The organism is Azospirillum sp. B506, from assembly GCF_000333595.1.
Lineage (GTDB): Bacteria > Pseudomonadota > Alphaproteobacteria > Azospirillales > Azospirillaceae > Azospirillum.
This window is the reverse complement of record NZ_BADK01000688.1, coordinates 1-3833: the sequence shown is the minus strand read 5'-3', so window position 1 is coordinate 3833 and position 3833 is coordinate 1. Positions and strand designations below refer to the sequence as shown.

5 protein-coding genes are annotated in these 3833 nt (G+C 64.9%); 1 reads left to right on the top strand and 4 read right to left on the bottom strand.

Annotation, left to right across the window (positions count from 1 at the left end; translation table 11 throughout):
• The coding region (locus I71_RS20630; protein ID WP_042697358.1) for a response regulator at positions 1-360 on the top strand (360 nt) is incomplete at its 5' end.
• A gap of 85 nt (positions 361-445) precedes the next feature.
• On the opposite strand, the gene I71_RS20625 is transcribed toward I71_RS20630, so the two are convergent.
• The 4 genes from I71_RS20625 to I71_RS20610 all read right to left on the bottom strand — a co-directional run.
• On the bottom strand, positions 446-739 hold the full coding sequence (locus I71_RS20625; protein ID WP_083897287.1) for a ferredoxin family protein: 294 nt from the start codon (positions 737-739) through the stop codon (positions 446-448).
• Positions 736-2037: an FAD-dependent monooxygenase gene (locus tag I71_RS20620; protein WP_042697355.1), complete on the bottom strand. Its 1302-nt coding sequence runs from the start codon at positions 2035-2037 to the stop codon at positions 736-738. The genes I71_RS20625 and I71_RS20620 overlap by 4 nt, the downstream gene beginning before the upstream one ends.
• A 28-nt stretch (positions 2038-2065) precedes the next feature.
• The gene (locus tag I71_RS20615) at positions 2066-3145 is read right to left on the bottom strand and encodes an electron transfer flavoprotein subunit alpha/FixB family protein (RefSeq protein WP_042697353.1); all 1080 of its coding nucleotides are present in this window, start codon (positions 3143-3145) and stop codon (positions 2066-2068) included.
• A 25-nt stretch (positions 3146-3170) separates the two neighbouring features.
• Positions 3171-3833 (bottom strand): electron transfer flavoprotein subunit beta/FixA family protein (locus tag I71_RS20610; RefSeq protein ID WP_042697351.1); only part of this gene is annotated, 663 nt, incomplete at its 5' end.

Genomic DNA, 3833 nt, shown 5'->3' with positions numbered 1-3833 from the left:
CGTCGAGATGAGAGTCTGGCCGCCATGGCTCTGGAAGAAGTCTTGGGCATGCTCGGATTCGCCGTGGTCGGGATCGAGGACAATGCCGATGCTGCGATCGCCGCGGCCGAGCGTCTGCATCCGGACATCGTGATGATGGACATCCGCCTGCTGGGGCCGCGCGACGGGATCGAGGCCGCGGCGGTAATCCGTCAGCGGACGGGCATCCGCTGCATCTTCACCTCCGCCTTCGGCGATCCGGAGACCCGCCACCGCGCCGCCGAATGCGAGCCCTTCGGCTTCATCCGCAAGCCCTATTTCCCGGCGGAACTCCAGCGGGCGCTGGGCCATGCGGTGGAGCTGTTGACGGGGCGCGGCTGAATACCCCCACCCGCAAAAAAGCCGGCCCCCGCGCGTCGCCGCACGGAGGCCATCCAGTTCCGGGGGAAGACTGCAAAGGGCCGGATCAGCCGAACTTGTAGCTGATGCCGTAGCCGCCACGCGGATAGTCCCAGGCGATGTTGCCCTTGTCCTGGCAGACGACGCGGCAGGTGCCGCATTCCAGGCAGCCGTCGGTCACCAGGGTCACACCGCCGGTCTCGTTCTTGCTGTAGCAGGCGGCCGGGCAGCAGAAGGTGCAAGCCTGCTTCTCGCAGGTCTGGCAGGCCTCCACGCTCTTGATCTGGATGTGCGGCCGGCTTTCATCGACGATGTAACGGTTCTGATAGAGCTTCTCTTCGACCTTCACCATGATGCTCATCGCACGGCCCTCACCAGCTTGATTGCGTCACCGACCAGTCCCATCACCGAGCGACGCTTGATGAAGGACTTCATGATCTGCTTTTCCTTGGTCTTCTTGTCGACACTGTCGACGGTGAACCAGTTGTGGGCCGCCGCGGTGATTTCATCGGGATAGGCGCCGAAGAACTGCTTGTTGCCGTGCATGATGCCGGGCAGCTCGCGGTACTTCTTCAAATCCTTCATGATGAAGCTGTCATCCAGCTTCTTCTTGTAGGCGGCGAGGTTCGACGCGGTATAGCCCTTGCCGGCGGCCTTCAGCTCGATCACCGTCTCCGCCGCCATCCGGCCCGACGCCATGGCGAGGTTGGAGCCCTCGCGATGGGCGGCGTTGTTGAAGTGGGCGGCGTCGCCGACCACCATCCAGCCGTCGCCATAGAGCTGCGGAACCGCCTTGTAACCGCCTTCCGGGATCATATGGGCGGCATATTCCTTCATCTCAGCCCCTTCGATCAGCGGCTTGATGACGGGGTGGTTCTTCAGATCCTCCAGCATCCTGTAGGGCGGGCAGGAGCCGTTCTTGAAGTCGGAGATCAGGCAGCCGATGCCGATCGTCAGCGATTCCTTGTTGGTGTAGAGGAAGGCGGTGCCGACCATCCCCTTGGTCACCTTGCCCATGATCTCGATGACGACGCCTTCGTCCTCCTTGATGCCGAAGCGCTGCTGGATCAGCTCCGGATCGATGAAGAGGATTTCCTTGACCGCCAGTGCCACATTCTCCGGCGCCGCCTCATCCTGAAGCCCGGCACGCTTGGCGAGCAGGGCGTTGACGCCGTCGGCCATGATGACGACGTCGGCATGGATCTCGCCGCCCTCGCGGTCGGTGCGCACGCCGATCACCTTGCCGGACGGATCGCGGATCAGCTCCGTCACCGTCGTCTCGCAGATCTGCAGGCCGCCGACCTTGCGGATCTGCTCGCCCCACCATTTGTCGATGTTGGCGCGGATGATGGTGTAGCGGTTCGGCTTGTCGGAATTGAAGGATTCCGAGCGGTAATTGGTGCCGACATAGCTGTCTTCGCCCAGCAGCCAGACGCGCTGTTCGATGATGTGGCGCTCGGTCGGGCAATCTTCCCGGAAATCCGGGATGATCTTCTCCAGCTCATGCGAATACATGATGCCGCCCTGGACGTTCTTGGCGCCGGGATATTCGCCGCGTTCCAGCTGGAGCACCTTCAGCCCCTGCTTGGCCAGCGTGTAGGTCGCGGCGTTGCCGGACGGGCCGGCACCGATGACGATGGCGTCGAACTTTTCGACCATGTCGACAGGCTCCTTTCTCGTCCGGCGGTCAGCCGGCCATGCGGTTGACGGACAGGCGGCGGCCGAAGGCATCGGTCAGCGCCGGCAGGATCTTCAGCGCGTCGCCGACCAGCCCGAGATGGGCGAAGTCGAAGATCGTCGCGTTCGGATCGGTGTTGATCGCCAGGATCAGGTCCGACTTCTCCATGCCGACCCGATGCTGGATGGCGCCGGAGATGCCGGCGGCGATGTAGAGCTTCGGCCGCACCGTCTTGCCGGTCTGCCCGACCTGACGGTCGTTGGTGGCCCAGCCGGCCTGGACCAGCGGACGGGTGACCCCGACCTCGGCGCCCAGGACCTTGGCAAGGTCGAAGACCAGCTTCATGTTCTCGACCTTGCCCAGCCCCTTGCCGGCCGACACGATGATGTCGGCGAAGGCCAGTTGCGCCTCGTTCTGCTCACGGTCGGCGATGAAGTTCAGGACCTTGGTGACGATGTCCTCTTCGCGCAGGTCCGGCTGGATTTCGATGACGCGGCCGGTGCGGGCATCGTCGCGCTCCGGCATCGCCATGACGCGCGGGCGGACGGTGGCCATCTGCGGCCGGTAGGCCAGCGTCTGGATGGTGCAGAGCAGCGTGCCGCCGAAGGTCGGCCGGGTGGCGGCCAGCGAACGGTTGTCGGCGTAGATGTCCAGCTCGGTGCAGTCGGCGGTCAGGCCGGTCGCCAGCGTGGTGGCGATGGCGCCGGCCAGATCGCGGCCCAGCGTGGTGGCGCCCAGCAACACGATCTCCGGCTTGTGGCTGTTCACGACGTCGGTCATGACGCGGCAATAGGGATCGGTGCGGTAGTCGGCCAGCGCCGGATCGGTCACCTTGTAGACGATGTCGGCGCCATAGCTGATGGCGTCGCCGCAGATGCGGTTCAGGTCGGGGCTTTCGGCGCCCAGCACCACGGCACCGACCTCCACCCCCAGCTTGTCGGCCAGCTTGCGGGCTTCGCCCAGCAGCTCCAGCGACACGGAATGGACGATGCCGCGCTCCTGCTCCACGATCACCCAGACGTTCTTGTAAACCTTCAGGTGTTCGGGAAGCTGGAACTTGCGGCCCTGGGGCTTGCTCGGTTCGCTCATCGTCGGGTCTCCCGCGGGTAAATCGTCAGAGCCCGGCCGCGGCGCGGGCGAGCAGGTCGCCGGCCAGCTTGGGCTGGGCGGCGAAGATGGCGTCGATGGCGGCGGCCGCCATCGCGTCGGGGGTATCGGATGCGGCCTCGATCATCTTGGCCTTCTCGGCACGCGGCTTCGGCACGAACACCTTCGACACCACGGTCGGCGATCCCTTCAGACCGACACGGCCCTCCTCGGCACCGGTGAAGTCGCGGCTCCAGGTCTTCAGCTCGTAGCGGGCGGCGCGGAACAAATCGTCCATCTTGCCGAAACGGATGGTGTTGGTGCCCTCCAGCATGGTGATCATGCAGGGCAGCTTGGTCTTCAGCACCTGCACGCCGCCTTCGGAGCGGCGCTGAACCACGATTTCCTTGGACGCGATGTTCAGGTCCTCGATCTTCGTGATGTAGGTCAGCTGCTCGAAACCGAGACGGGTGGCGATGCCGGGACCGACCTGGGCGGTGTCGCCGTCCACCGTCTGCTTGCCGCAGAAGACGATGTCGACCGGTTCCTCCTCCGCCAGCTTCTGGATGGCGGAGGTCAGGGCATAGGAGGTCGCCAGCGTGTCCGAACCGGCGAACTTGCGGTCGGTCAGCAGAACCGCATCGTCGGCCCCCAGCGACAGCGCCTTGCGCAGCGAAGTCTCCGCATCGGC